This window comes from Nonomuraea sp. NPDC050153, assembly GCF_044460125.1.
Taxonomy (GTDB): Bacteria; Actinomycetota; Actinomycetes; order Streptosporangiales; family Streptosporangiaceae; genus Nonomuraea.
Window position 1 is genome coordinate 19055 of the sequence record NZ_JBITJQ010000018.1, and the last position, 24895, is coordinate 43949.

Genomic DNA, 24895 nt, shown 5'->3' on the forward strand with positions numbered 1-24895 from the left:
GGGAAGCGTCCGGAGAGAGTGACGGTCGGCTGAGGGCTTGGCCACCAGTCGTGGCCGTACCAGTTCGCGGTGGCCTTGCGGCCCATCGATGCTCACACGATTCCTGACTACACCTCTGTGCTTGGCGTTGCCGCCGCTACCGTCCTGTTCGCCTGTCTTCCCGTGAGGGCGGGCGGGCTGCCACGCCGATAGCAGATACCCTATGTGGGTATATTTCGAGGAAAGGGAGCCAATCCACAGGAGGTATGCGAAGTGAACGAAGGATCTGAGATATCCGCTGCGGTGCAGGTGGAGGGGTTCGTCGCGGACGGATACGACAAGGTGCGCGAGGTGTTCCAGAAGCTGGTTGACGAGGGCCGGGAGACGGGGGCGGGGGTGTCGGTGTGGCGGGACGGCCGTGAGGTCGTCCGGCTGAGCGGGGGATGGGCCGACGCCGCGCGGCGCCGGTCATGGCGCACTGACACCCTCGTCCAGCCGTACTCGCTGTCGAAGTCTTTCGTGACCCTCGCCGCCCTGGTGGCGGTGCGCGAGGGCGCGCTGGCACTGGACGAGCCGGTGGCCGCGTACTGGCCTGAGTATGGTGCCAGAGGCAAGGAGCGCACCACGTTGCGCCAGGTGCTGACACACCAGGCAGGGCAGCCGCGCTTCCCGGCAGAGGCGGCGGCCCTGGACCTCCTGGACGACGACGGGCTGCGTGAGAGCCTGGCACGGGCGGCGCCGGAGTACGTTCCGGGAACGTCGCTCGGGGAGCACGCGCTGACCTACGGGCACCTGGTGGACGGCATCCTGCGCGCAGGTGCCGGCACCACGCTGGGGGAGGCGTTCAACGAGGTAGTGCGGCCCGCGCTGGGGCTGGACGCGTGGTTCGGGGTGCCGGATGACGCGCTGGACCGCGTCGCCGACCTGGAGTACGCCGATCCCAGCTGGTCGCTGCAGTTGCATGCGGCGCCGTGGCTGCAGATTCCGGACGGGACCTTGGATGTCGAGCGGGCGAACTCCACGGCCTGGCGGCAGGCGGTGTTCGGTGCGGTCAACCTGCACACGACTGCCACCGCCATGGCGCGCTTCTTTTCCGAGCTGACCGGCGAGGACGGCCCTGTGCGCGCGCTGCTCGGGCCGGAGTTGCACGCCGAACTCCTCGCTCCCCAGGTCACGGACTTCGACGAGGTTTTCGGCACCAGGATCACCTGGACACTTGGGTTCGTCCGGGACCGCGGCAAGATCGCCAAGGGCGGGATCGGTGGTTCGGCCGCCTGGTGGTCGCGCAAGCACCACCACGGGTGCGCCTACGTGACGCGACGGCTGGATGATCATTCCCGTGCTGCGGAGATCGCCGCCGCGCTGGGCGACGACCTGGCCGTGGTTGGCGAGGATTGACGCGGCCGCTCTCTTGGTGCGGCGCTGCAGCCGCCGTCTTCACTCAACGGATTCCGTGACGGCGCAGGAAGTTTCCGCCTCCCAGGGGCACGGTCACCAGTTCGAGCGGGTGCTGGCCACGGAGCGGATCAGGGAGCATCACGACAAGCCGTTGCGGCGGGTGGAGCGGCTCATCGTGCGCGGGCAGCGCGAGGGCGGCTTCCGTACGGACCTGCCGCCGGCATGGCTGGTGACGACGTTCTTCTCGATCATCCACAGTGCCGCGCAGGAGCGCGAGGCCGGGCGGCTCGCGCCCGACGAGGTCGAGCCGGTGCTGGTCAAGACGATGCTCTCGCTGCTCACGCCTGCCCGGCCGTAGTCCCACCGGCCCGCGTCGCGCGGCCCTCCCGGCGTCCATCAAGCCCTACCCCGGTATGGTTCATGCGTGCTAACTTGAACACCACTGTTCGAGTTTAGGAGATTTCGGATGAACCTTCACACGGCTCCCCCCAAAAAGCACACCGGCAGGTGGAGCCTGCTGGCGCTGCTGTGCCTGGCCCAGTTCATGCTGATCGTGGACATCACAGTCGTACAGGTGGCGTTGCCGACCATCGGCGCCGACCTCGCGCTCGACCGCGAATCCCTCACCTGGGTCGTGACCACCTACACGCTCTGCTTCGGCGGCCTCATGGTGCTCGGCGGGCGACTCGCCGACGCCCTGGGCGCCCGCCGCACACTCCTGGCGGGCCTGGGACTGTTCACCGCGGCCTCGCTGCTGTGCGGACTGGCCGGCAGCGGCACCACACTCATCACCGGGCGAGCGCTGCAGGGGACCGGCGCGGCACTGCTGTCCCCCGCGGCACTGGCCGTCATCACCACCACCTTCACGGGCGAGCGACGCGGCCGGGCACTCGGCGTCTGGGCCGCCATCGGCGGCACCGGCGCGGCCATCGGCGTACTGGCCGGCGGCCTGCTGACCGCCGGGCCGGGGTGGACATGGGCCTTCTTCGTCAACGTCCCGATCGGGCTGGCCGTGCTGGTAGCGGTGCCCGCCCTGGTGCCGCCCGCGCCCGGCAATCGCGAGCGGGTCGACGTGCCCGGCGCCCTGCTGGTCACGCTGGCCACGGCGCTGCTGATCTACGGGCTGGTGACGGCCGGCGACACCGGCTGGGGCGCGACGGACACGCTGCTGCCGCTGGCCGGGTCGGCGCTGCTGTACGTGCTGTTCGTCGTGGTCGAGCGGTCGGTACGATCCCCGCTGATGCGCCCCGAGACCCTGGCCAGGCGGCCCGTGCTCTCAGGGACGTTCGTCATGCTGGTGGCGACCGGGCTGATGCTGGGGCTGTTCTTCCTCAGCTCGCTCTACCTCCAGCACGTGCTGCGGTTCAGCCCGCTGGAGACGGGACTGCTGTTCCTGCCCGTGGCGGTCGCGATCACCATCGGGGCGCAACTCGGCGGGCATCTCATCGGCAGAATCGGCGGACGGCCGGTGGCGGTGGCCTCCTTCGCGCTGACGGCGGCCGGAGCGGCGCTGATGACCCGCATCTCACCGGAGGCGAGCGCGTACACCACGCTGCTGCCCGGCTTCGTGCTGGCGGCGCTGGGCATCGGGCCGGCGTTCGTGACGGCCACCACGACGACCATGGCCAACATCCCGCCCGGCGAGAACGGCGTGGCCTCCGGCGTCATCAACACCTTCCACGAACTCGGCGGCTCGATCGGCGTGGCCGCCGTCTCGACCGTCGCCGCGGCCGGCCTCGCACCGGGCTCACCGGGCGGCGTCGGAGGTTTCGTCGCGGGGCTCACGCTGTGCGCCGTCGTCGCGGGCGTCGCCGCGGCCGTCTCTCTCGGGCTGGTACCGCCGGGCCGACCGGCCAAGGCGTTCGTCGGCCACGGCCACTGACGTCCCGAGCCCGCCGATCGCCAACGCGATTGGACCGTGGTGCCGCGGGCGGCGCAGCGGCTCGCATGAAGGAGAAACCCAGCGATGAACACCGTCCTTGTCCTCGGCGGATACGGCGCAGTCGGCCGCGAGGCCGCGGCCGTCCTGATCGGTTACCCCGGTATCCGAGTGATCGTGGCCGGACGCAACCCGGGCCTGGCCCGGCCCGGGCCGGCCACCACGGCGATGCGCGTGGACGCCGCCGACCCCGACCAGCTGGCCAGGGCGCTCGACGGCGTCACCACCGTTCTCATGTGTGCCGAGAGCGACAACGCCGGGGTAGCCCGCACCTGCCTGGAACGCGGCATCGGGTACGTGGACGTGTCGGCCTCCCATCACGTGCTGGCCGAAATCCAGCACCTCGACGACCTGGCCCGGGCACGCGGCGCGACCGCGGCCCTCAGCGTCGGCCTCGTCCCCGGCATCACCAACCTGCTGGCCCGCATCTGCGTCGAACGCTCACCGGCCACGGAACTGCGCATCGGGGTGCTGCTCGGCTCGGGGGAGCGGCATGGCCGAGCAGCCATCGCCTGGACTCTGGACGGGCTGGGTCGGCTCGACGGATCGTGGACGATGAACTTTCCCGCGCCGCACGGCACGCGTACCGTTCACCGCTTCCCGTTCTCCGATCAGTACACGCTGCCACGCACCCTCGGCGTGCCCGCCGCGCGGACCGGGCTGTGTCTGGACTCCCGCATCACCACCGGCCTGCTGGCCGCGGCCGGGCGGCCCGCCGCCGCCCGGCTGCTACGCCGCCGGCAGGTACGCGATCTGCTGCTCACGGCGCTGGAGAAGATTCATCTCGGGAGCGAAGGGTTCGCTGTGACGGTCGACTCGGGCACGGCCCGGGCATCCCTCAGCGGACGGCTGCAGAGCCGCGCCACCGGGCGTGCCGCCGCCCTGCTCATCCGCGATCTGCCCGGGTTGCAGCCCGGCGTCCGGCACATCGAGCAACTGGTGGACCCGGTCGTTTTCCTGACCGAACTCGCCGCCGACGAGTTCGACCTCCGCATCGACCACGACGACCATCTGGAGAACGGCCGTCGATGACTGACACCAGGCGCAGGGTCTGCTCGTCGCCTTGATCACCATCCGGGTCGGCTCCGCTCCTCACCATGTCGCCATACTCCACGGCATTGCGGCGGACGCTGTGCATGGTATCGGCGCGGTCGTGGTTTCGATGGAGTCAAGCCTTCGATTGGGGCGGGTCCTCGCCCTCACAGCGCGGCGCTCGTTCGGCTGCAGCAAACGTCCGGCAAGCCGGAGATCACGGAGAGTCGGGCGAGGCCGGCGAGAGGAACATCCGGGCCAAGCAGCCCGGCGTGCCGGCCCGACGTCTTGCGGAATCACCGGATTGGCTCGGCGAAACCGACAGAGCCGGTGCATCCACCCGATGGGCTCCGCAGACCCGGTGCGCTTGCCCGCGCCGTTGCTCGTCTGGGCGGCGGGTGTGACTCGCGGTGTCGACCTTTACGGGCGGACGGCGCCCAGCAGGCGGTTACGCCAGTAGTCGTCGAGGTCGCTGACTTTGATGACGTCTCCGGTCTGGGGGGCGTGGACCATCTTGCCGTTGCCGGCATACATGCCCATGTGTCCCAGACCCTTGCTGAAGAGCAGGTCGCCGGGTTGCAGCTGGTCCAGGGGAACGCGGCGGCCGGCGCCCCAGTCCCATTGCGTGTAGGTGGTGCGAGGGAGTTCGACTCCGGCCTGGCGCCAGGCGGCCTGGGTGAGGCCGGAGCAGTCGTAGGAGCCGGGGCCGGTGCCGCCCCATCGGTAGGGCTTGCCGATCTGGGCGAAGGCGAACTGGAGGGCTGAACGGGCGTTGCCGGAGGCGGGGCCGGTGTATTGGATGCCGGGGCTGTCGGGGTCGCCGGTCTTGAAGGCGCCGAGGCTGCGCAGGAGTTTGGTCTGCTCCTTGACCAGCTTTTCGACCGCGGTCTTCTCGTCGCGGACCTTGCCGCGTGCGGTCTCGGCCGCGGCCAGGGCGCTCTTGGCCTCGTCACGTCTGTCGCGCAGCTCCTTGGTGGCCGCCTCGTAGGCGCGGATCTTCGCGGCCCTGGCCTCGGCGATCTCCTGGAGCGAGGCCATGCTGCCGAGGAACGCCTGCGGGTCGCTCTGGCCGACAAGGCGTCCCCAGAGTGGTAACGGGCCCGCCTGGTAGTCGCTGACCGCCGCCGTGACGAGGTCGCGGCGGAGCTCGTCGGCCCGGACGTTCTTGCGGCCGAGCTCGGCGTTGAGCGTGGCGTACTTCTTCTTGGCGCTCTTGAACGTCTCGCTGGCCTGGTTGAACTTCTCGACCAGTTGGTCGGCTTGCTCGTTGAGCTTCACGAGCTTGGCTCGGGCCTTGGCGGGTGACGGTTCGGCGACGGCAGCGCCCGGGGCGGCGATCGACGCGGCCAGTGCCAGGGCCACGGGTACCGCTGTTCGCCCAAGCCATGTCGGCACGGCCACTACGACGCCTCCTCGTACTTCTCCAAACCTGGAGCGAAATAGTACAGACCTTGAAGGTCTGCCGGTCTCGTTCGTGACAATTCGGTTCACGAGGCCAGGACGTACTATGACGCATAGCGGATGGTCTGACGATCCGTATGGGAGATACGCGGGCCACCTCCACGGCGTTCATACGCCCCGGCCAGGAGCCCGGGGCGCGGGTGCATCAGCGGACGACGCGATCGAATAGACGGCGACGATCAAGGCCGGCGTTGTCGGCCCGGGTTGAAACCGCTCCAGCAACGTCGGCAGCAGGGCGCCCGGCATCGCGGTGATCGCGTCATTGGCCACGTGGACGGTGGCCAGGAAGTCGGCCGAAGACGTCCCTTCCAGCACGCCTGGCCTGCGGATCACGTGTGGCATGTCGGACTCCTCAGGTTTCTCTTCGTGGTGCTCTTGACGGCAGGAATACCATAGGGGGGTATGGTGTCGGCACGGGTGACAGACCCGAGGGGAGAGCTGACATGGCCGGATACACCGACGGCAAGCAGGACCACGCGATGCGGCTACGCCGTGTGGAGGGGCAGATTCGTGGGCTGCAGCGGATGGTCGAAGAAGACAAGTACTGCATCGACGTCCTCACTCAGGTGTCCGCGGCGACCAGCGCGCTGAGGTCGTTCTCCCTGTTGTTGCTCGAGGAGCACCTGGCCCACTGCGTGGCCGAGGCCACCCTCAAGGGCGGTCCGGAGGCTGAGGCGAAGGTCAAGGAAGCCTCCGACGCCATCGCCAGACTTGTTCGTTCCTGACCCGGATGTGAAGGAGAGATTGCTATGAGCACCGCCGCCTACACCGTCAAGGGCATGACCTGCGGCCACTGCGTCAGCTCGGTCAAGGAAGAGGTCGGAGAGGTCGCCGGCGTCACGAACGTCGAAGTCGACCTGGCCACCGGGCTGCTGACCGTGGACAGCGACGGTCCCATCGACGCGGCGAAGATCGCTGCCGCGGTCGAGGCGGCCGGATACGAGGTGGCGAACCCATGAACACCGCAACGAAGCTCGGTTCCTACGTCCTGGGCCTGGCCGTCGTCTTCGGCGGTGCCTTGGGAGCGGGAAAGGCGGTCGGCCCGGTCGCAGCACCGTCGGTGGAGGACCACAGCGCCATGGCGGCACCCGCCGCGAGCGCGGGCCATGGGGAGCACGCCACCCAGCAGGCGACGAACGATACCCCTGGGGGGCTCCAAGTGTCCGAGAACGGTTACACCCTCAACCCGCTCACCGAGACGATCAAGCCGGGCGAGTCGACCGACGTCCGCTTCACCGTCACCGGACCCGATGGCCGGCCGGTCACCGACTACCAGGTCGAGCACGACAAGAAGCTGCATTTCATCGTCGTCTCCCGCGACCTGGAGAGCTTCCAGCACGTACATCCGGAGATGACGCCTGACGGGACCTGGTCGGTCAAGCTGGCGCTGCCGAAGGCGGGCCCGTACCGGGCGTTCGCTGACTTCGCCCCCACCGGTGGTGACGGGCTGACGTTGGGCGCCGATCTGTCCGTGGCAGGCGACTACAAGCCCGAGGCGCTGCCGGAGGAGAGCCGTACGGCGAACGTTGACGGATACACCGTGACCTTGGACGGGGAGCTGACGCCGGGGCAGGCGAGCAAGCTCACCCTGAAGGTCAGCAAGGACGGCAAGCCGGTCACCGACCTGCAGCCCTACCTCGGCGCCTATGGCCACCTGGTCGCCCTGCGCGCCAGGGACCTGGCCTACCTGCACGTCCACCCGGACGGCGCGCCCGGCGACGGCAAGACCAAGGCCGGGCCCGAGATCGTCTTCTACGCCGAGGTGCCCAGCACCGGCGACTACAGGCTGTTCCTGGACTTCCAGCACGAGGGCGAGGTCCGCACCGCCGACTTCACCCTCGGCGCAAGCCGGCAGCCCGCGATCCCGACGCCGACGCCCAGCGGGCACGGCCACTGAACGAGAGAAAGGAGAACGGTGATGTCCTCTGTCACTGACGACCGGCAGAACGCGGTCGAGCTCTCGATCGGCGGCATGACGTGCGCCTCGTGCGCCAATCGCATCGAGCGCAAGCTCAACAAGATGGACGGCGTGACGGCGACGGTCAACTACGCCACGGAGAAGGCCAGGGTCACTTTCCCCGAGGATGTCGACCCGCAACAGCTCATCGCCGAGGTGGAGAAGGCCGGCTACACGGCCGCTCTGCCCGCGCCGCCCAAGGCGGAAGCGGCCGAGCAGGAGCCGCAGGACGAGCTCCAGCCGCTGCGGCAGCGGCTGGTGACGTCGGTGGTGCTGGCCGTGCCGGTGATCGCGATGGCGATGATCCCGCCGTTGCAGTTCACCAACTGGCAGTGGTTGTCGCTGGTGCTGGCCGCGCCGGTGGTGGTGTACGCGGGCTGGCCCTTCCACAAGGCCGCCTGGACCAACCTGAGGCACGGCGCCGCCACCATGGACACGTTGATCTCGATCGGCACGCTCGCCGCACTCGGCTGGTCCCTGTGGGCCCTGTTCTTCGGCACGGCTGGGACACCGGGCATGACGCACCCGTTCGCGTTCACGATCGAGCGCAGCGACGGGTCGGGCAACATCTATCTGGAGGCGGCGGCAGGGGTGACGGCATTCATCCTGGCCGGCCGGTATTTCGAGGTGCGCTCCAAGCGGCGGGCGGGTGCGGCGCTGCGGGCTTTGCTGGAGCTGGGCGCCAAGGATGTCGCCGTGCTGCGCGGCGGTGTGGAGACGCGTATCCCGAGCGACCAGCTCAATGTGGGAGACCGGTTCGTGGTCCGGCCGGGCGAGAAGATCGCCACCGATGGGGTGATCGAGGATGGCACCTCGGCGGTCGACGCCTCCATGCTGACCGGCGAGTCCGTACCCGTCGAGGTCCGGCCTGGTGACACGGTCACGGGCGCCACCGTGAACGCGGGCGGGCGCTTGATCGTCCGCGCCGCGCGGGTGGGCGCCGACACGCAGCTCGCCCAGATGGCCAAGCTGGTGGAGGAGGCCCAGACCGGAAAGGCGCAGGTGCAGCGACTGGCCGACCGGATCTCCGGCATCTTCGTGCCCGTCGTGATCGCCCTGGCCATCGGCACCCTCGGGTTCTGGCTGGGCACCGGCGACGGCGTGGGCGCGGCTTTCACCGCGGCGGTCGCGGTGCTGATCATCGCCTGCCCGTGCGCGCTGGGGCTGGCCACGCCGACGGCGCTGCTGGTCGGCACCGGGCGGGGCGCCCAGCTGGGCATCTTGATCAAGGGCCCTGAGGTGCTGGAGTCCACCCGCCGGATCGACACGATCGTCCTCGACAAGACCGGCACGGTCACCGAGGGCAAGATGACCCTGACCGATGTCCACGTGGCCGAGGGTCAGGACGAGGATGAGGTGCTGCGCCTCGCCGGGGCGCTGGAGCACGCCTCCGAGCACCCGATCGCCCAGGCCATCGCCAGGGGCGCCACCGTCCGCGTCGGTGAACTCCCCACGCCGGAGGACTTCGCCAACGTCGAAGGGCTCGGCGTGCAGGGCATCGTCGATGGGCACGCCGTGCTCGTGGGTCGGCCCAGGCTGCTGGAGGAGTGGTCACAGCACCTCACGCCCGACCTCGAGCGAGAGCTGCACGCCGCTCAGGCCGCCGGCCGGACCGCGGTGGCGGTCGGCTGGGACGGCCAGGCCCGCGCGGTGCTCGTGGTGGCCGACGTGGTCAAGCCCACCAGCAAGGAGGCCATCGAGCGGTTCCGGGCGCTCGGCCTCACTCCTGTGCTGCTGACTGGCGACAACGAGGCCGTGGCCAAGACGGTGGCCGCCGAGGTGGGTATCGCCGAGGTGATCGCCGAGGTATTGCCCGCCGACAAGGTCGATGTCGTCAAGAAGCTGCAGACCGAGGGCAAGGTCGTGGCCATGGTCGGCGACGGCGTCAACGACGCCGCCGCGCTCGCCCAGGCCGACCTCGGGCTGGCGATGGGCACCGGCACCGACGCGGCCATCGAAGCCTCCGACCTCACCCTGGTCCGCGGCGACCTGCGGGTGGCCGCCGACGCCATCCGCCTGTCGCGCAGGACGCTCGGCACGATCAAGAGCAACCTGTTCTGGGCGTTCGCCTACAACGTGGCCGCCCTGCCGCTGGCCGCCCTCGGGCTGCTCAACCCGATGATCGCCGGAGCCGCGATGGCGTTCTCCAGCGTCTTCGTGGTCAGCAACAGCCTGCGGCTACGCCGCTTCAAGTAGGTCCAGGCGCAATGGCTCCGAGCCGATCGGCTCGGAGCCATTCACAGCCCCTATGTTGTGACGAACATCCATAGCCCCTGGCCGACGCACATCACGAGGCTGGTCGCGGCGGCCAGACCGGTTGGTGCTGGCCACGGGCGTGCGAGACGTGCTGCCCTCGGTTCCCGGGTTGGTGGACCGCTGGGGAGACGGCGTGGTGCACTGCCCGTACTGCCACGGCTGGGAACGCCACGGGCGGCTTGGATGGAGTGGAAGTCGGCGGAGCCGTCCGCCGAGATCGACTTCCAGGTGAGCCCAGAGTCGGACGATCGGATGAGGCCGAGGGATGTGACCTTGAACAGCCCATAGTGCCCCGCGGCGTAGAGGCCGTGGACATGGCCCACACCGAGGTCGGGCTTGCCCGTACCGCTGGGCTCCGGCGACGCCTGACCACAGCTCGCCAGAGCTAGGCCAACTACTAGCCCTCTTCGTAGAGGGGCTAAAGGGTGAGGAAGGAATGGCAGTGGTGGGCGAGGAACGCGCCCACGCCCGGGGCCACGGCAAGCGTGGCGGGACCGGCGAGCAACACCGTCACAGCCAAGAGCCCGGCGAGACGCTCTCGCCGGTCGAGCGGTTCCTGTGGATGCAGCATCCGGCGCACGCGGGTGAGCGCCGTCTCGCCGCCCGCGCCCAGCGCGAAAGCCGGAACCCGTCCCGTAGCGAGTCGGACCAGGGCCGCTGCGATGTGGACGCGCGGGTGACGGCGGGCGGCCATGTCGTCCGCCAGCAACTCGACCAGGCGGGCGATCTCGGCCCGAGCCTGCTCGAACAGCGGCACGCGAGGGAACGCCCGCGCCAGTGTCTCGGCGCCGGCCAGCACCAGGTGATGGCGCCCGCGCAGATGGGCATGCTCGTGGGCCAGCACGGCGGCGACCTGCTCCGGCGCGAGCGAGCGCAGCGCGCCGGTGGTGATGACCGTGTGCCCCTTCCGGCCGGGCAGGCAGTATGCCAGGCGCTCGTCGTAGTCGACCACGAGCGCGCCGAGATCGAGGTCGTGCTTGCCCAAAAGGGAGAGCGCCTCGCCATGCCGGCGCCGTTCACGGCGCGCGCCCAGCAGCACGACTCCACCGATATGGGCCAAACGCGCCAGGACGAGCCCGCCGACGACGAGGCCGGCCCGCGTGCTCGTCGAACTCAGTGTCGCCCCGTCGCCCAGCAAGGCGGCGCAGGCCTCGAACAGCCCGGCCAGGCCGTGCCCCACCACGGAGGCGGGTACGGCCACGGCGAACGCCGACAGCAGCACCGACACGACCACCGACACGCTTGCCGCCTGCCACATGACGATCGCCAGCCGGGGTGCGCGGTCGGCCCACCTTGCTCGCCGCAGGAGCCTCGGCAGCAGAAGGGCCGCAAGGGCGCCGTAGAGTGCGAGGGCGATGGCCACCGTCATGAACTGCGGCCTCTCGCCGGGTACACCCGGAGCGCCGCCTCCAGCGCGCTCGCCTCCTCGGGGGTGAGTCGTTCGAGGAAGTGCACCAGCGTGGCCGCCCTGTTGCCGCTGCCGGCCAAAGACTGGCGCATCACATCGGCGGTGTAGGCCTCCTTCGACGACACCGCCTCGTAGATGTAGGCCCGGCCGACCGGTCTGCGCTTGAGCAGGCCCTTGGTGTGGAGCTTGTCCATCACGGTCATCACGGTCGTGTAGGCGATGACGCGGTCTTTTCGGAGATGCTCCAGGACGTCCCTGACCGAGGCGGGCTCCTTGACGGCCCACATGCGGTCCATGATCGTGGACTCGAGCTCTCCCAGGCCACGCGCCATCTGCCAGCCTCCTCCGCCCGCCGGTCCACTCAATGCTACCGGCGATCGTAGATCTTCCCGTCATGGCAGGGCGTCCAAAGGGTCTGCGGTCACAAGGGTGCGCTTGATGCGGATCAGGTCCTTGTGGGAGTTCGCCGCGACCGCGCCGACGAGCACCCCGTCCTTGGCGAAGCGGGCGACGTCGCCGGCGGCCACCACGTCCGAGGCGCCCAGAGCGAGCAGACGCTCGTCGCCGATCAGTGTGATCGTGCTGTCGAAGCCTTCTCGTCGTAGCGCTCAGCTCAGATACCCGTAGGGGGTGGCCACCGGCAAGGTGACCGTGACGGGGAACGAGCCCATTGAGGAGGCTCTTGTGCGTGAGGCCGTTGAAGAGGCCGGATACGAGCTGACCGCCGTGTGACCGGAGCGGCTCCGCATCGCCGGACTGCGGCACGATCCCTTTTTTGGACCCGCAACGCCCGGACCGGCGTCGCCGGTCCGGTGACGGCTGTGGCGCTTCGGCTTCCTGGTGAACGTCTACGTGCCGGGGGCCGTACCCCTGTGTGGCAGCGCCCGTGAGGCACTACGAGGCTTCGTAGTAAATTGGTGGGGCTCGGGAAGTTCCGATTGCCAAGGGAGAGCCGATGGGGGTTGCGCGGCGACGCCTCGCATTGCGGGTCGTGCGCGGCTTCCTGCTCGTCTTCCTCGCCTTGGGCGTGTGTGGCATGCACACGCTGGGACATCTCGACGGCGGCCACGGCGGCACTTCGTCCGATGTCCGTGGCATGGGCGTCGCTCCGGAGCCCGTTCCCATGGCTCCGGCGGGGCTGCAGGCATTCGTTCCCGAGCATGACGCGCCCGGGTTCGACCCGACGGACGTGTGCCTGGCCGTATTGACCTCGTTCATGGTCATGATGATGCTGGCCGCCTGGATCAAAGCGCGGCGGCGAACCGGCGGCCGAGGCTGGTCCCGTCCACCCGTCCGGCAGGTCGCCAGGCCTCCTCCCAAGACCACATCCTTGCGCCTGGCAAGTCTCTCGATGTTGCGCATATAGGCCGATGTTCCGCGCGGACCTGCCCCGAGTCGGTCCGCATACAGGCCGACAGTCCCAACACATCGAGAGACCAGACAACCATGCGTATCAACCGCAAGATTTCCGTTGCCGTCGCCGCGGGCGGGCTCGCTCTGCTGACCGCGTGCGGTGGCAACAGCGACTCCATGGCCGGGCACGAGGGGATGACCAGCGCCGGCGCGCCTGCCGCCACCAGCGCGAGCGCGCAGCCGTCGGGTGCGTCCAACGACGCTGATGTCATGTTCGCGCAGATGATGATCCCGCACCACGAGCAGGCGGTCGAGATGGCCGACCTGGCCTCCACCCGGGCGAGCGACCCAGAGGTCAAGGAACTCGCGGCGAAGATCAAGGCAGCTCAGGACCCGGAGATCCAGACCATGAAGGGCTGGCTGACGGAGTGGGGCAAGCCCGCGTCCGAGGGTGGCATGGGGCATGACATGCCGGGTGTCATGTCCGAGGAGGACATGAAGAAGCTGGAGGCGGCCAAGGGCAAGGCCTTCGACAAGCTGTTCGTCCAGCAGATGATCGCCCACCACAACGGCGCGATCGGGATGGCCAAGACCGAGCAGACGGGCGGCTCGGACCCGCGGGCCAAGGAACTGGCCAAGACTATCGAGGCCACCCAGCAGGCCGAGGTGGAACAGATGCAGAAGATCCTCGACCGGCTCTGATCCAGGGATCCGCCCGGGCGCGCCGAGTGCCCGGGCGGTCTCATGTCCGCGTATGCAGGGAACGGCCAGGCGTGCGGCCGGCCCTTCATGGATCGGTTGTCGCCGGCGGACGAAGGCGACCATGATGCCCATGACGCCGTCATAGGCGGCGGGTTCGTTGTACCGGGTGTGGACCCTGATCTTGTCCCCTAAGGAGAAGGCGAGGTTGGGGTCGCAGGTGGTGAAGTCCGACACCGATCCCATGTACGCCATGAGCGGCGCGTTCGGATGGCCGTCGGAGGTCACGGTGCTGGCGCCGGCCAGGTGCCCGTCGGTCCCGGCTCCCGGTCCGGCGGGCAGGTACATGGAGTCGGGCGCGTGAAGTTGACGTTGATGACATGGTGGAGCAGGCCGCCGGTGTCCATGAAATCGGAGAGGAACTGCTTGATCCGCTGTCGGGAGTACTGGTCGGGGTGCTCCAGCCAGAAGGCCGCGATGTGCTGGTTCAGGTCGAGTACGGCCTGCGCGAGCAGGCCGGGATCCTCTTCGCGGATCGCTCCTTCGCCCATGGCCGTCTCCAGAAGGGGGCGCAGGTCGTCCGCTTGCTGCTCGAAGGCCCAGGTGGACAGCGGGCCGACGGTGGTCTCGACGTTGCCGGCGTTCCTGAAGTGCAGGCTTTCGGTGTGCTGGACGAAGAGGTCGGCCTTGTTGTCGAAGTACAGGTAGAAGGTGCCGACCGACAGCCCCGCCCGCCGGACGAGGTCGTCGATGCGCAGGGCCGGCCGTCGGCGGCGACGATCTCGCCTGCGGCATCGAGTAATCGCCGCTGGACCTCGGGGTTCTCGGTGCTTATTGGACGTCTTGTCTGTTAGTGCGGTACGACGCCGTCGGCCAGCACTCGCCGATAGTTCGCGATGCGATCGTCGACGGAGTCCAGGCAGCAGCTGGAGCACTTCACCTGCTCGGCCGAGGTGTAGTAGAGGCAGCAGGTGTTACGCAGGTAGAAGAGCCCTTCCCGATCGCCCTCCTTGAGCCGGATCACCGTGCCCAAACGCTCCAGGTCTCCGGTGGCCGCGGCCAGGAAGGTCTTGTACGCGCTCTCCAGCTGGTCGACGTCTCCTCCTCGCCGGCTCGCGATGCAGAAGGCCGCCGCGCACCCATGGGCCACACCGCCGTAGAGCTGCCGCAGGCCGGCTCGGGTGCGTACACGCATGGCCCGCGCCAGAGGCAGCAGATGCTCGTCCACCACCCATGCGACCAGCCGCTCCACGGGCGCCTGCGTGAACGCGGGCTCGCGCAGCCCGACTGCCTCGAAGCCATGATGGGGAGAGAGCCGGATGGCGACGTTGCCCGGACGCATGTCGATCACCGCGCCGTCGACGGCCCAGGCCAGCATGGCGGCCGCGGTCACCGTGCCGGCGTAAACCGCCATCACGGTCAGCGCGGTCGCGTGGTCGGAGACCTGGCCGCTGGCCCGGCGCTCGGCGTCGAGCACCCGGCCCAGTTCGTCGGACCACGGATCCAGCAGCCGATCGCAGCCGATCCAGTCGTCTCCCGGCGTGAGCCCACGCTGGAGGCGGAAGCGGTCGCCGAAAGATTCGAGCCGCGCGAAGACGTCCGTCACTCTTACCCGTCCTTGTTCGTCAATGCTGCTTCGAGGAGTTGTGCCGTATATGCGTGGGAAGGGGCGCGGGCGAGGTCCGCCGAGAGTCCGTGCTCGACCACCGTTCCGTTGCGCAGTACCACGATCCGGTCGCACGACTGCACGGCTTCACCCAGGTCGTGGGTGACGAACAGCACGGCGAGCGCCCGGTCGACGGCCAGGGTGCGCAGCGTGGTGGCGATGCCGGCGCGGGTGGAGACGTCCAACATCGAGGTGGCCTCGTCGGCGATCAGGAGGGTGGGCTCGGCCGCGAGCGCCCGGGCGATGGACACGCGTTGCCGCTGACCGCCTGAGAGCTGGCCGGGAAAACGGCGCAGGAACTCGTCGGTCACCGGCAGCCCGGCGGCGCTCGCCACCTCGCGTACCCGGCCGGCCCGCTGTTCACGCGGCGTGCCGGCCAGCACCAGGGGCTCGGACACCAGGCTCTCGACGCGCATCCCGGGGTGGAGCGCGTCGTAGGGGTCCTGGTGGACGAAGCCGATCCGCTGCTGGAGGCGGCGGAGCGCACGGCCGCGCCGCGCGGTCAGCTCCTCGCCCGCGATCTCCACCCGGCCGCTCGACGGCCGCAGCAGGCCCAGGATGATCCTGGCCAGGGTGCTCTTTCCGGAGCCGCTCTCGCCGACGAGCCCGACGATCTCGCCTGCATGGACGTCGAGGTCCACGCCGCGCAGCGCCTCCACGGTCCTCGACCGGGCGCGGTAGACGTGCCGGACGCTCCGCACGCGGGCGACCGGCGGCCCCTGCGGGTGGTCGCCCCGTGGCACCACCGGGTACGCCGGCTTGTCGTGATGGTGGCAGGCCACCTGCGCCGCGCCGTACGCGCGTAGCGGCGGAGCTTCGTCCGCGCATCGGTCGGTGGCCAGGGGGCAGCGCGGGGCGAACCTGCATCCGCTCGGCAGCAGGTCGAGCGCTGGAGCGGAGCCGGGGATGCTGCCCCACGGCACCCGCCGGTCCGCGACGGGGGTGGCGGTGAGCAGACCGGCGGTGTACGGGTGGGCATGCTCGTCGGCCAGCGTGCGGGCGGGGCGCACTTCGGCCAGGCGCCCGGCGTACATCACCGCGACCCGGTCCGCGTACGGGATCAGCCCGGCGAGGTCGTGAGAGACGATGAGCATGCTGGTGCCGAGACCGGCCAGCAGCGCGAGGATCTGCCGCTGGGTGATCACGTCCAGCCCCGTGGTGGGCTCGTCCGCGACCAGCAGCCGGGGCTCGCCCGCCAGCGCCAGGGCGATCGCGACCCGCTGGCGCTGGCCGCCCGACAGCTCGTGCGGGTAGCAGCGCAACATGGCCTGCTGGAGGCCGACGCGTTCGAGCAGCTCGGCGGGCTGAGAATGGCCGCCGTGCAGGGCGAGCATCTCGGTGAGCTGGGCGCCGATCCTGTGCACGGGGCTGAGGCCGGTCATCGCGCCCTGCGGCACGATGGCCACTCGGCTGCCCCGTACGTTCCTCCAGTCGGTACGGCCGGCCAGCTCGTCCTCGCCGAGCAGCGCCGAGCCGGTCACGGTCGCGGTGCGGGGGAGCAGCCCGAGCAGGGCGCGGGCGAGTGAGGTCTTGCCGCAGCCGCTCTCGCCCACGAGCGCCACGATCTCGCCCTCGGCGACGTCCAGACTGATGCCGTCGACCGCGCTCAGCCCGCCGTAGCCGATCGTGAGGTCGCGCAGTGACAGCGTCATCGGGTGGCCTCTCTGAGCGCGGGGTTGAGGCGTTCCTCGACGGCGATGCCGATGAGGGCGAGGGCGAGCACGGTCAGCGTGATCGCGGCGCCCGGCGGGAGCGCCCACCAGAGCCACGCGTCGGACAGGAACACGCCGTTGGTCTGCACCCAGAAGAGCGTGGTGCCCCAGCTCGGCGCGGTCGGATCGCCCAGGCCGAGGAACGACAGCGTCGCGTCGTAGATGACCGCGCGCATCGCCGTACGGACGAAGACGGGGATGAGCAGGGGGCCGATCAGGTACGAGCCGTGCCGTAGGAGCAGCCACCAGCGCGGCGCCCCCATCGCGCGGGCCACCTCCAGATGGCCGCGGGACCACGCGGTCAGGACGGCCGCGCGCAGCACCCTGGCGGGGACCGGCCAGAGGATCAGTGACAGGATCGCCACGCGCGTGCCGAAGGACTGGCCGAGGAAGGCCGCCGCGAGGATGTAGAGGATCAGCTCCGGCAGCACCAGCATGACGTCGGTGCCGCGCATCAGGGTGGCCGACAGCCAGCGCGGGCCGATGCCGGCCGCCCCGCCGACCAGCGCGGCCAGCAGCGTCGTGCAGATGGCGACGATGAACGCCAGGCTCAGGGATGTGCCCGCGCCGACGACGAGTTGGTCGAGCAGGTTGCGGCCGAGGTCGTCGGCCCCGAGGGGCAGTCCCGCGCCTGGTGGGGCGTAGGGGGCCGCCACCCTGGCGCGTCCCGCGTCGTCGGGCAGCGCCGCGCCGTACAAGGAGACCCCGATGACGACGGCAAGGATTCCAGCCCCGATCAGACCCTGGGTGCCGAGGAGGTTGCGACGAGGTGCACGCAGGAACATCATCGGCCGCCTCCGGCCCTGGCGCGGGGATCGAGCAGCGGGTACGTGGCGTCGGCCAGCGCGTTCATCAGCACGACCAGCACCGTCAGCACCAGGAACGCGCCCTGCATCAGCGGATAGTCGCGGGCCGCGATTGCGGCGAAGGTCAGCCGCCCTAGCCCCGGGTAGGCGAAGACGGTCTCGACCACGATCGAGCCCGCGGCCAGGAAGCCGATCTCCATCATCAGGATCGTGTGGACGGGCAGCAGCGCCGGTCGCAGCGCGTGCCGCCGGACGAGCCGCCCGTACGGCACCCCGCGCGCGTGCGCGTGCTCGATCGGCTCGCTGGTCAGCACGGTCAGCAGCGACGACCGGGTGTAGAGGAACAGGTAGCCCATCCCGGTCAGCGTCATGGTGCTCACCGGCAGGACCAGGTGCAACAGCACACCCGGGACGGTCACGCCCTCGACGCCCGACACGCCGAAGGTCGGCAGCAGCCGGAGCTGGACGCCGAACAGGACGATGAGCAACATCCCCAGCCAGAACTGCGGAAACGAGTCGAGCACGATGGCCGTGCCGAGCAGCCCCGAGCCCTTGCCCCGGCGCCTGCGCAGCGCGCCCAGCACGCCGAGCGTGACGCCCACCAGCGCGGTGCCCACGATGCTGGTGCCGACCAGCAGCAACGTCCACGGCAGCGCCTCGCCGAGGGCCTGCGTGACAGGCCGCCCGTCGGACAGGGAGGTGCCGAGATCGAGGGTGAACACGCCGCCGAGATAGTCGAGGAACTGCTCGTGCACGGGCTTACCGAAGCCGTACTGGGTGGCGAGCTGCGCTCGCTCGTCGGCGGTGAGCCGGGCGAGCGCCTCAGGGCTGCCGAAGAGCTTGAGCGGGCCGCCGGGCAGGGCCCGGGGCAGCGCGAAGTTCAGCGTGAGCGCGACCGCGAGCACGGCGGCGTACTCGGCGAGCCGGCCCGCTGCGTATCTCCAGGTCATTGGAGCTTGAGGTCGACGAGGGAGAACTTGTTGAGCACTGCTGAGCCGTTCTGCCAGCTCCAGCCACCGTAGACGTCCTTTCGGAAGGCGTAGGCGCCGTTGCGGTAGTAGAGCGTGAGGAAGGGCAGTTGCTCGGCGATCTGCGTCTGGAGTTGCTTGGCCGCCGCCGTCCTGGCCTCCATCGTCGGGGCCGAGGTCAGGGTTTTGACGATGGCGTCGACCTCGTCGTTCTTGAAGCCGACGATGTTCAGGGAGCCGTCGTCCGGGTCGGAGGCGAGCAGTTGGGCGATGCTGCCGCTGCTCAGCATGACGGGCGCGGACCAGCCCCACATCGACATGTCGTAGTTGCGGCCCTTGCGCACGTCGTAGTCGGGCCACACCTTCGCGTCCAGCGAGTCGGGGTCGAGCGAGGTGACCTTCACGCTCACGCCCACCGCCTTGAGCATGTCGCGGATCAGCTCGGCGCTGCGCAGCCGGTCGGTGGAGGTGCTCTGGACCAGGAGTTCGTACGACATCGGCTTGCCGTCCAGCACCCTGACCCCGTCGGGACCGGGCTTGGCGCCCAGGGCGTCGAGCTCACGCTTGGCCGCCTCGACGTCGTAGACCGGGGCGAGCCGGTCGGGCTTGACGGGGGAGTCGGCGTGGATGAACCCGGGGTTGCCTGGTGTGCCCTGGCCGAGCAGTGCGGTCTTGACCAGGTCGGTCACGTCGATCGCCTTGGCCAGGGCGCGCCGGACCTCCGGCTTGTCGAACGGCGCCCTGGTGGTGTTGAAGGCCAGCAGTGTGGAGGCGAACTCGGTGCCCTTCACGATGCCGATGTCCGGCTGGCTCTGCAGCGACTGGAGCTGCTGCGGCGGCACGATGCGGGTGGACATGTGCACCTCGCCCGTGCGCAGGGCGGCGAACTGCGTGGACTCCTCGGGGATGACCACGACCTTCACGGCCTCGACCTTCGGCTTGCCCATCGCGTAGGACGGGTTGGCGGTGAGCGTGTAGCCGCGGGCGTTGTCGTACTGGGTGAGTTTGTACGGCCCTGTGCCGACCGCCTTGTCGGCCCCGGCCTCACTGACCTTCTCCACCGACTCCCACACGTGCTTGGGCAGGATCGCCATGTCGGCCAGGATCCGCCGTGGGAACTCGGGGTCGGGAGCCTTGAGCGTCAGGGTCACCGTGTCGCCGCTCGCGCTCACCTTCTCCACCGGCCGGACGTCGATCGCGGAGTCGCCCTCCATGTTCTTCTTGTAGAAGTCGAAGCTGAAGACCACGTCGTCCGCGGTCAGCGGCTTGCCGTCGTGCCAGGTGACGCCGGACCTGAGCGGCATCGTGAAGACCTTGTTGTCGGTGGTCTCGATCTGCTTGGCCAGCAGCGGCGTGACACCGTCGCCCTGAACGATGACCAGGGTGTCGAAGATCAGCTTCACCAGGTTGTTGCCCGGGTAGCCGGTCTGGTTCGTGAAGGGGGTCAGCGTGCCCTCGTCGGACGAGATGGCGATCGTGACGCTCTTGGCGGCGGCCTTGGTCTGCTGCTGCGTCTGCGGAGGCTGAGTACCTGCGCCGCATCCGGCCAGACCTAAACAGAGTGCGGCTGCCATCGCGATGGATCTGACGGGTCGCCGGTACACGGAACCTCCCGGGGGTATAAGAGGTCGAGACTGCCGCCGCGCGGAGCGGGCGGTGTTGCATGCGACTCTATAGAGGTTTTCCGTAGATACAAGAGCTCAATATGTAAACTCCGTAATTCGCCTACGTGCAACGGTCGATGGCGCACACATGCCTGTGACCTGTGAATATGGAGATCGCTGGATTGCTGGATCGGCTCTCCGGGCGGTGCGAGGCCGGGCATCCGAAACCGCCGGAAAGCCATAAGCACTATGGATCATAGGAGTACGTTCGCGCCGCCAGGGGTGGGCTCAACCGCTGTTGAGGTAGCGTCCGGGAGAGGTGCCGACGGTCCGGCGGAACGCCGCGAGGAACGCGCTCGGTGTCGCGTAGCCCACGGTGTGTGCGACGCGGGACACGGGCCGGCCCTCGGCGAGGAGGGCAAGGGCGGCCCGCAGCCGCACATGGGTGCGCCAGCGATCGAAGCTCATGCCGGTGTCATGGGCGAACAGCCGAGTCAAGGTACGTCGGCTCACCCCCACGGCTCGCGCGTGCGCTTCGAGGCTCCGCGGGTCCGCCGGGTCGGCGAGCAGGGCGTCGGCCACGGCGCGCACGCGTTCGTCCACGGGATCCGGAACGTCGATGGGCATGGCGGGCAGAGGCCGCAACAGGTCCAGCACCACGGCCTCGGCCCGCAGTCGCGCGTCATCGGCGAGATCCTCGCGAGCGAGGTAGGCGATCAGATGAGCCAGCAGCCCGTCGACGCCGACCGCGGTGGGCTCGGTCCAGTTCACGGCGCACCGCTCTGGCTTGAGGTAGAGGCTGCACAGCACGGCGTCGCGGGTCGCGCCGGTCCGGTGGACGACTCCCGCCGGCAACCACAGGGCCCGCGTCGGCGGCAGGACCCAGTAGGTGTCGGCCACGGCGACGCTGAGCACACCACGCCGCGTCCAGGCCAGTTGGTGGTGGGTGTGGCTGTGCGGGGAGATCCACTGCCCTGATGCCAGCGGGAAGTGCCCGACAACGATCACCCCCACCCCGGGTGGCACGGCGGTTTCGACGGCCTCGATCACGCATTCCACGGTATGTCCTCAAAGCGATATGCCTCGGCCTTATCCCGGACTGTGGCCAATGTAGGCGGTGAACAGCGTCGTCGGGTGTCGATCAATCCTTTGCTCCACTGCCGAACATCGGTGCCGTCCACTCCAGCGGGACACCTGTCATGACGCCGGTGTCTGCCGATGTCACAGGCCGCCGCTGGGCGGCCGGCCGGGCCGGCGGCGCGTCTTCCTCGTCGGAGTGGCGTTGGGCCAGGTTCAGCTCGACAACGGCTCCGGAGAGGACTTCCTGTTAGGGGCCAAGAGCGCGGCAGCACTCGTGCGGCTGCGCCAGGACGATGCCGAGGCCGCCGATCCGGCGAGGTTGCGGGGAATGCCGCTCGATCTCCTGCGGGCAGCAGTCCACGGAAGTGGTGCCGGCCTGGGCAGGGCAGGCCAGACGGCCGGTTTCCTCGCGGTCGAACGAGGATCTTGACCTCTTCAAGCTCCTGAACTCATCGATGCCTGCGAAACGCCTATGGGATATGGCCGCCGTCTCGAAACTGATCGCGTCCGGCGGGCTCGCGGCCCGCGGGATCCTCGCGATCCCCTCGGCCGCCGTCGCCGCGGACTGCGTGCAGCCTCCTCCGCCGTCCCTTGATGTCTTCACCGGCACTGTTGTCGCCGTCGGGTCGTTGGGACCCATCCCCGTACGGCGGTCTCGGTGTCGTACGGGGATCGAGTCGTACGGGGATCGATCGGCGCGGTTCAGAGCGTCGGAAGCAACTGCTTCATCTGGGCGAGTTCCGTTTGCAGGCTCGTCCGAATGGTCTTGGCCATGGACTTGACCTTGGAGTTGCCGCCTTTGGCGATCTCGTCCTGGGTCACCTTGAGGGCTCCCTGATGATGGGTGATCATCGTCCGGGCGAACATGCGGTCGAACGCAGAGCCCTTCATCTTCTTCATCTTGGCCATCTCGGCCTCTGACATCATGCCGGGCATCGATGTCATCATCGGGTCGTCGTCCGCCAGTGGCTGTTTGTCCCAGGCGGTCAGCCAGCCGTTGAGCTTGCTGAGCTGCGGCTGCCCCTGCATCTGGATCTTCATGGCGAGATCCTTGACCTCGGCGTTGGCGGCGTTGGTCTGGGCCCACCTGGCCATCTGCAGGGCCTCCTGGTGATGCGGGAGCATCATCTGGACGAACATCACGTCGCCGTCGTTGAAGCCTGCGGCGGGCTTCGAGGACGACATGTCCATGCCGTCCATGTCATCGTCGGTGGGCGCAGACGTCGACTCGTCCGTGGTGCCGTAGTCCGAGTCGCCCGGCTTTGACGGCATGTCCATGCCCTTCATGTCGCTGCTGGCAGGTGCCGCGGCCCCCGCGCCCGCGGTCGTCGTGCCTGACGCGCCGCCGCAGCCGGTGAGCAGGGTGGTGGCGCCTATTCCGGCGATCGTGGCCATGGTGAGGCGGTGAACAATGGTCATGGTGAATCTCTCCTTCGGAATCTGGAATCGGATAAGGCAGGCCGGATGTGACCGGCCGGCCTAGATCCGCAGAACCGAAAGGACGGACAGATCGGGAGCCGACCACGACGGCGGCCCTCTCCCGTGCCAGGGCAGCAGCGCGCCCCGCCTCTCGCCGGTGTCACTCCGCCGCCCGGCCCACAGGCCCAGGGCCAACAGCAGAACGAGCACCGAGGTCAGTACGGCGGGACACGAAAGAGACGGATTGAACGCCATCACGCAGGACACGGTGTCGTCGGCGGCGATAGGCGTCGTCTCGTACTGGGAAATGGGTGCGAAGTGCAGGGCCGGGTCACCTGACGGGCCATGACAGCGCAAAGTGTGCACGGCCCCTGCCCCGAGTGCGAGGGCGACGAGGAGCAGCCAGATCATCCGTTGCCGGTTGCTCCCGCGCATGTCACCCCCCGACCTCTCCGGCTTGACGCCGTGCTGAACAGGTATCAAGAGGTACGCGGGTCGATGCTTCCGGGTTCATCGGGGCTGGAGGACCGCCGTACGGCTCGGAAAGGGAGCACTTGATGACTTCCTTGGCCACTGTCAGAAACTTATCTACTATCTTTGATCGTAGATGGTTGCCGAGTCGTCCGAGGAAGCTCATGGAGATCACTGTTGTCCATCCCAGCGATCTTGGGGAGTCGGAGACGAGCGCCTGGCGCACGTTGCTGCAGTCCTCGTACGAACTCGCCAGCCCTTTCCTCTGCCCCGAGTTCACGATTGCGGTGGGGAGGCTACGCGCCGATGTGCGAGTGGCTGTCATCGAGGACGACGGAAAGATCGTCGGCTTCTTTCCCTTCCAGCGACACGCTCTGGGGGTGGGCAGGCCGGTAGGGGCCGGGCTCACCGACGTTCAGGGAGGGGTTTTCCGCAGAGAGGTGGAGCTTGACATCTTTCACCTGCTCAAGGCGTGCGGGCTGAGCGTATGGGAGTTCGACCACTTGCTGATCGACCAGTTTCCGGCGCACCATGCAGGCCATTACCCATCTCCGATCATGGATTTGCGCAACGGGTACGACGCCTACATGAGCGAGGTCAGGCGGAGTTCCGGCAAGACCATCAAGAGCACCCTCTACAAGGAACGCAAGCTCGGCCGCGACATCGGCGAGCTGCGACACTGCTACGCCACCACCGATCTGACCTCCTTCGGAACGCTCCTGCGCTGGAAGAGCGAGCAATACCGCCGGACCGGACGCACCGACCGATTCGCTTGGCCGTGGGTCGTCCAACTGGTGGAGGACCTGCTCCACATCGACACCCCCGGGTTCGGTGGCGTGCTGGACATGATCTACGCGGGAGACCGGCCGGTCGCCGGTCACTTCGGCCTGCGTAGCGACACCGTCCTGGCCGGCTGGTTTCCTGCCTACGATCCGGCCTTCGCGCGTTACTCCCCGGGTCTCGTTCACCACCTGGCCATGGCGCGAGAGGCGGCCGAGCGCGGGATCGCCGTCATCGACATGGGGAGAGGGGAGAAGGAGTACAAGGACAAGCTGAAGAACGGCGAGTTCCTGGTCGCCGAGGGACGGCTCGCCCGCTCGACACCGGTGGCCGGGTTGCAGTGGTTGCTCCGCACCCCCTTGCGTGGAGTCCGTAACACGGTGCTCGCTCATCCCGCGCTGCGCACGCCGGCCGACCGGATGCTCAAGACATACGGACGTTTGAGCTCCTCGCTGCGCCGACCGCCTGCTGTCGAGCGAGGCAAACCTCCTATGGACGCCTTCCCCTGATTACCGGAGGCTCGCGAGCGGCATTGGATCGGTGACGCCAAGCGTGATCAGGGGCCATCGTCGAACCAGCACGGCCGCGTCCGTGGCTTCACCATTCGGCTGCACGGACAACTTCCGCCGAGGTTCTCACGTGCGCTGACGTGGCCCATCACGTCGGCGCACGCTTAAGTGACCGCTGGTTCAGCACCCCCAGGCGGTGCCCGCAGCAAGTTCAGCGATGCGGCGGTCGACACCGCCGTTCATGTTGGGGTGTGTCCGGCCTCGCGGGGGCGGATGCCGGACACACTGGAATTCGCAGCCCTGATGCTGCGAAGGCGGGCGGTCTTCTCCCGAGGTCGTCGGGTGTGCCTGCCTTACAACTATATTCAATAGTAGTTAGCTACGGGCTGCAACGGGTG

26 protein-coding genes and 1 pseudogene are annotated in these 24895 nt (G+C 68.9%); 13 read left to right on the forward strand and 14 right to left on the reverse strand.

The window, feature by feature from the left end:
• The first annotated feature begins 252 nt into the window (after positions 1-252).
• The 4 genes from ACIBQ1_RS35475 (at position 253) to ACIBQ1_RS35490 (ending at position 4348) form a co-directional block, all read left to right on the forward strand.
• Positions 253-1377, forward strand: a complete 1125-nt coding sequence (locus ACIBQ1_RS35475; protein ID WP_397283686.1) for a serine hydrolase domain-containing protein — start codon at positions 253-255, stop codon at positions 1375-1377.
• A gap of 55 nt (positions 1378-1432) precedes the next feature.
• Positions 1433-1735 (forward strand): hypothetical protein, encoded by a 303-nt coding sequence (locus ACIBQ1_RS35480; protein ID WP_397283687.1) that lies wholly within the window; start codon positions 1433-1435, stop codon positions 1733-1735.
• Positions 1736-1843: 108 nt separating this feature from the next.
• Entirely contained in the window at positions 1844-3259 is a 1416-nt protein-coding gene (locus ACIBQ1_RS35485; RefSeq protein WP_397283688.1) for an MFS transporter, read from the forward strand.
• A gap of 84 nt (positions 3260-3343) precedes the next feature.
• Positions 3344-4348, forward strand: a complete 1005-nt coding sequence (locus ACIBQ1_RS35490; RefSeq protein ID WP_397283689.1) for a saccharopine dehydrogenase NADP-binding domain-containing protein — start codon at positions 3344-3346, stop codon at positions 4346-4348.
• 420 nt (positions 4349-4768) lie between these two features.
• Here ACIBQ1_RS35490 and ACIBQ1_RS35495 read toward each other — a convergent pair whose 3' ends face one another.
• Both ACIBQ1_RS35495 and ACIBQ1_RS35500 read right to left on the reverse strand, forming a co-directional pair.
• The gene (locus ACIBQ1_RS35495; RefSeq protein ID WP_397283690.1) at positions 4769-5710 is read right to left on the reverse strand and encodes an NlpC/P60 family protein; all 942 of its coding nucleotides are present in this window, start codon (positions 5708-5710) and stop codon (positions 4769-4771) included.
• A gap of 207 nt (positions 5711-5917) precedes the next feature.
• Positions 5918-6151: a hypothetical protein gene (locus ACIBQ1_RS35500; protein WP_397283691.1), complete on the reverse strand. Its 234-nt coding sequence runs from the start codon at positions 6149-6151 to the stop codon at positions 5918-5920.
• 101 nt (positions 6152-6252) lie between these two features.
• Here ACIBQ1_RS35500 and ACIBQ1_RS35505 point away from each other — a divergent pair, with 101 nt between their 5' ends.
• The 4 genes from ACIBQ1_RS35505 to ACIBQ1_RS35520 are packed head-to-tail and all read left to right on the forward strand — an operon-like array spanning position 6253 to position 9962.
• Complete coding sequence (locus tag ACIBQ1_RS35505; protein ID WP_397283692.1) at positions 6253-6534, forward strand: metal-sensitive transcriptional regulator; 282 nt, start codon at positions 6253-6255, stop codon at positions 6532-6534.
• A 24-nt stretch (positions 6535-6558) separates the two neighbouring features.
• A complete protein-coding gene (locus ACIBQ1_RS35510; protein ID WP_397283693.1) occupies positions 6559-6768 on the forward strand; it encodes a heavy-metal-associated domain-containing protein in 210 nt (69 codons plus the stop codon).
• Entirely contained in the window at positions 6765-7706 is a 942-nt protein-coding gene (locus ACIBQ1_RS35515) for a hypothetical protein (protein ID WP_397283694.1), read from the forward strand. The genes ACIBQ1_RS35510 and ACIBQ1_RS35515 overlap by 4 nt, the downstream gene beginning before the upstream one ends.
• A 21-nt stretch (positions 7707-7727) precedes the next feature.
• Positions 7728-9962 (forward strand): heavy metal translocating P-type ATPase, encoded by a 2235-nt coding sequence (locus ACIBQ1_RS35520; RefSeq protein WP_397283695.1) that lies wholly within the window; start codon positions 7728-7730, stop codon positions 9960-9962.
• Positions 9963-10440: 478 nt separating this feature from the next.
• Here the strand turns inward: ACIBQ1_RS35520 and ACIBQ1_RS35525 are convergent, their stop codons facing one another.
• Genes ACIBQ1_RS35525 through ACIBQ1_RS35535 form a run of 3 tightly spaced genes read right to left on the reverse strand, consistent with a single transcriptional unit; the run spans position 10441 to position 11960 of the window.
• Positions 10441-11391: a M56 family metallopeptidase gene (locus ACIBQ1_RS35525; protein ID WP_397283696.1), complete on the reverse strand. Its 951-nt coding sequence runs from the start codon at positions 11389-11391 to the stop codon at positions 10441-10443.
• The gene (locus tag ACIBQ1_RS35530; protein WP_397283697.1) at positions 11388-11762 is read right to left on the reverse strand and encodes a BlaI/MecI/CopY family transcriptional regulator; all 375 of its coding nucleotides are present in this window, start codon (positions 11760-11762) and stop codon (positions 11388-11390) included. The genes ACIBQ1_RS35525 and ACIBQ1_RS35530 overlap by 4 nt, the downstream gene beginning before the upstream one ends.
• A 60-nt stretch (positions 11763-11822) precedes the next feature.
• A complete protein-coding gene (locus tag ACIBQ1_RS35535) occupies positions 11823-11960 on the reverse strand; it encodes a hypothetical protein (protein WP_397283698.1) in 138 nt (45 codons plus the stop codon).
• Positions 11961-12385: 425 nt separating this feature from the next.
• On the opposite strand from ACIBQ1_RS35535, the gene ACIBQ1_RS35540 reads away from it, so the two are divergent.
• The 3 genes from ACIBQ1_RS35540 (at position 12386) to ACIBQ1_RS35550 (ending at position 13846) form a co-directional block, all read left to right on the forward strand.
• Entirely contained in the window at positions 12386-12796 is a 411-nt protein-coding gene (locus tag ACIBQ1_RS35540; RefSeq protein ID WP_397283699.1) for a hypothetical protein, read from the forward strand.
• Between the two features lie 80 nt (positions 12797-12876).
• Positions 12877-13485: a DUF305 domain-containing protein gene (locus tag ACIBQ1_RS35545; RefSeq protein ID WP_397283700.1), complete on the forward strand. Its 609-nt coding sequence runs from the start codon at positions 12877-12879 to the stop codon at positions 13483-13485.
• A 205-nt stretch (positions 13486-13690) separates the two neighbouring features.
• Positions 13691-13846 (forward strand): hypothetical protein, encoded by a 156-nt coding sequence (locus ACIBQ1_RS35550; RefSeq protein WP_397283879.1) that lies wholly within the window; start codon positions 13691-13693, stop codon positions 13844-13846.
• 349 nt (positions 13847-14195) lie between these two features.
• Here ACIBQ1_RS35550 and ACIBQ1_RS35555 read toward each other — a convergent pair.
• The 7 genes and pseudogenes from ACIBQ1_RS35555 to ACIBQ1_RS35585 form a co-directional block, all read right to left on the reverse strand.
• Positions 14196-14417, reverse strand: a pseudogene (locus ACIBQ1_RS35555) (hypothetical protein); the annotation flags it as partial.
• Positions 14333-15088 (reverse strand): (2Fe-2S)-binding protein, encoded by a 756-nt coding sequence (locus ACIBQ1_RS35560; RefSeq protein ID WP_397283701.1) that lies wholly within the window; start codon positions 15086-15088, stop codon positions 14333-14335. The pseudogene ACIBQ1_RS35555 and the gene ACIBQ1_RS35560, both read right to left, overlap by 85 nt.
• Before the next feature lie 2 nt (positions 15089-15090).
• Entirely contained in the window at positions 15091-16800 is a 1710-nt protein-coding gene (locus ACIBQ1_RS35565) for an ABC transporter ATP-binding protein (RefSeq protein ID WP_397283702.1), read from the reverse strand.
• Positions 16797-17648, reverse strand: coding sequence for an ABC transporter permease (locus ACIBQ1_RS35570; RefSeq protein WP_397283703.1), 852 nt, complete (start codon positions 17646-17648; stop codon positions 16797-16799). The genes ACIBQ1_RS35565 and ACIBQ1_RS35570 overlap by 4 nt, the downstream gene beginning before the upstream one ends.
• Positions 17645-18616, reverse strand: coding sequence for an ABC transporter permease (locus ACIBQ1_RS35575; RefSeq protein ID WP_397283704.1), 972 nt, complete (start codon positions 18614-18616; stop codon positions 17645-17647). The genes ACIBQ1_RS35570 and ACIBQ1_RS35575 overlap by 4 nt, the downstream gene beginning before the upstream one ends.
• Positions 18613-20208 (reverse strand): ABC transporter substrate-binding protein, encoded by a 1596-nt coding sequence (locus tag ACIBQ1_RS35580; RefSeq protein ID WP_397283705.1) that lies wholly within the window; start codon positions 20206-20208, stop codon positions 18613-18615. The genes ACIBQ1_RS35575 and ACIBQ1_RS35580 overlap by 4 nt, the downstream gene beginning before the upstream one ends.
• A 318-nt stretch (positions 20209-20526) precedes the next feature.
• The gene (locus tag ACIBQ1_RS35585) at positions 20527-21288 is read right to left on the reverse strand and encodes an AraC family transcriptional regulator (RefSeq protein WP_397283706.1); all 762 of its coding nucleotides are present in this window, start codon (positions 21286-21288) and stop codon (positions 20527-20529) included.
• A 232-nt stretch (positions 21289-21520) separates the two neighbouring features.
• On the opposite strand from ACIBQ1_RS35585, the gene ACIBQ1_RS35590 reads away from it, so the two are divergent.
• The gene (locus ACIBQ1_RS35590) at positions 21521-21748 is read left to right on the forward strand and encodes a hypothetical protein (RefSeq protein ID WP_397283707.1); all 228 of its coding nucleotides are present in this window, start codon (positions 21521-21523) and stop codon (positions 21746-21748) included.
• A 272-nt stretch (positions 21749-22020) separates the two neighbouring features.
• Here ACIBQ1_RS35590 and ACIBQ1_RS35595 read toward each other — a convergent pair whose 3' ends face one another.
• Both ACIBQ1_RS35595 and ACIBQ1_RS35600 read right to left on the reverse strand, forming a co-directional pair.
• Entirely contained in the window at positions 22021-22713 is a 693-nt protein-coding gene (locus ACIBQ1_RS35595; protein WP_397283708.1) for a DUF305 domain-containing protein, read from the reverse strand.
• 84 nt (positions 22714-22797) lie between these two features.
• On the reverse strand, positions 22798-23148 hold the full coding sequence (locus tag ACIBQ1_RS35600; protein WP_397283709.1) for a hypothetical protein: 351 nt from the start codon (positions 23146-23148) through the stop codon (positions 22798-22800).
• Positions 23149-23294: 146 nt separating this feature from the next.
• Here ACIBQ1_RS35600 and ACIBQ1_RS35605 point away from each other — a divergent pair, with 146 nt between their 5' ends.
• A complete protein-coding gene (locus ACIBQ1_RS35605; protein WP_397283710.1) occupies positions 23295-24497 on the forward strand; it encodes a GNAT family N-acetyltransferase in 1203 nt (400 codons plus the stop codon).
• The last annotated feature ends 398 nt before the right edge of the window (positions 24498-24895 follow it).

Excerpts from the sequence above, each read along its gene's own strand:
- ACIBQ1_RS35500 (WP_397283691.1), bottom strand. The coding sequence starts at position 6,151 with ATGCCACACGTGATCCGCAGGCCAGGCGTGCTGGAAGGGACGTCTTCG.
- ACIBQ1_RS35575 (WP_397283704.1), bottom strand. The coding sequence starts at position 18,616 with ATGACCTGGAGATACGCAGCGGGCCGGCTCGCCGAGTACGCCGCCGTG.
- ACIBQ1_RS35570 (WP_397283703.1), bottom strand. The coding sequence starts at position 17,648 with ATGATGTTCCTGCGTGCACCTCGTCGCAACCTCCTCGGCACCCAGGGT.
- ACIBQ1_RS35600 (WP_397283709.1), bottom strand. The coding sequence starts at position 23,148 with ATGATCTGGCTGCTCCTCGTCGCCCTCGCACTCGGGGCAGGGGCCGTG.
- ACIBQ1_RS35510 (WP_397283693.1), top strand. The coding sequence starts at position 6,559 with ATGAGCACCGCCGCCTACACCGTCAAGGGCATGACCTGCGGCCACTGC.
- ACIBQ1_RS35515 (WP_397283694.1), top strand. The coding sequence starts at position 6,765 with ATGAACACCGCAACGAAGCTCGGTTCCTACGTCCTGGGCCTGGCCGTC.
- ACIBQ1_RS35530 (WP_397283697.1), bottom strand. The coding sequence starts at position 11,762 with ATGGCGCGTGGCCTGGGAGAGCTCGAGTCCACGATCATGGACCGCATG.
- ACIBQ1_RS35540 (WP_397283699.1), top strand. The coding sequence starts at position 12,386 with ATGGGGGTTGCGCGGCGACGCCTCGCATTGCGGGTCGTGCGCGGCTTC.
- ACIBQ1_RS35595 (WP_397283708.1), bottom strand. The coding sequence starts at position 22,713 with ATGGCCACGATCGCCGGAATAGGCGCCACCACCCTGCTCACCGGCTGC.
- ACIBQ1_RS35505 (WP_397283692.1), top strand. The coding sequence starts at position 6,253 with ATGGCCGGATACACCGACGGCAAGCAGGACCACGCGATGCGGCTACGC.
- ACIBQ1_RS35520 (WP_397283695.1), top strand. The coding sequence starts at position 7,728 with ATGTCCTCTGTCACTGACGACCGGCAGAACGCGGTCGAGCTCTCGATC.
- ACIBQ1_RS35485 (WP_397283688.1), top strand. The coding sequence starts at position 1,844 with ATGAACCTTCACACGGCTCCCCCCAAAAAGCACACCGGCAGGTGGAGC.
- ACIBQ1_RS35565 (WP_397283702.1), bottom strand. The coding sequence starts at position 16,800 with ATGACGCTGTCACTGCGCGACCTCACGATCGGCTACGGCGGGCTGAGC.
- ACIBQ1_RS35605 (WP_397283710.1), top strand. The coding sequence starts at position 23,295 with ATGACTTCCTTGGCCACTGTCAGAAACTTATCTACTATCTTTGATCGT.
- ACIBQ1_RS35490 (WP_397283689.1), top strand. The coding sequence starts at position 3,344 with ATGAACACCGTCCTTGTCCTCGGCGGATACGGCGCAGTCGGCCGCGAG.
- ACIBQ1_RS35525 (WP_397283696.1), bottom strand. The coding sequence starts at position 11,391 with ATGACGGTGGCCATCGCCCTCGCACTCTACGGCGCCCTTGCGGCCCTT.
- ACIBQ1_RS35580 (WP_397283705.1), bottom strand. The coding sequence starts at position 20,208 with ATGGCAGCCGCACTCTGTTTAGGTCTGGCCGGATGCGGCGCAGGTACT.
- ACIBQ1_RS35545 (WP_397283700.1), top strand. The coding sequence starts at position 12,877 with ATGCGTATCAACCGCAAGATTTCCGTTGCCGTCGCCGCGGGCGGGCTC.